The organism is Vibrio sp. 1078-1 (assembly GCF_033340475.1).
The window spans coordinates 1-518 of sequence record NZ_JAWOWM010000903.1; the positions used below are offsets into that span (position 1 = coordinate 1).

2 pseudogenes are annotated in these 518 nt (G+C 46.7%); both read left to right on the forward strand.

Annotated elements, in window-relative coordinates:
* Positions 1 to 154 (forward strand): annotated as a pseudogene (locus tag R7190_RS30745) (phospholipase); the annotation flags it as partial.
* Positions 151 to 518, forward strand: a pseudogene (locus R7190_RS30750) (chromosome partitioning protein ParA); the annotation flags it as partial. The pseudogenes R7190_RS30745 and R7190_RS30750, both read left to right, overlap by 4 nt.

Consider the following 518-nt stretch of genomic DNA (forward strand, 5'->3'; position numbering starts at 1 on the left):
GGAATACCTCGATTACGTCATGGTGAGCAACGAATATGGCGTGAAATCGTTTAACGACAACCGCGTTGATGTTCCACGTTCAACGGCAGAGGGGTTGTGGAAACATTACAACCTGTCGGATCACTTCCCTGTCAGCGCCGTGATCAAGCCATGAAGCTTAGCTTACTAATCACTGTGTCCGCCGTTTTGGCGGGCATAGTTTGGTTTTCAGTCAATGTCGACGAGCGCGATCAATTAACGCAGCTTTCTTCGGAGTTGCAGGATAAATCAATCGCATTGGTTGATAGTGATTCGACGCCACCCCAGCGCCAAAGCAGTACTCAAAAGTCCAAGTCAAAATCAGACAACATGCCCACAGAGATTCAAGATCTTGCAGAGCGACTACACCGTTCTAAAGGTCGAGCATTGAAAGCAGAAATCGAGACGTTTTGGCACACCTGTATGTCCGAGCTTAATTGCGAATCCAAACTTAATGAACTTGCCACAGATTTGTCTGCAGAGCGTTTTAATTTGTTAGC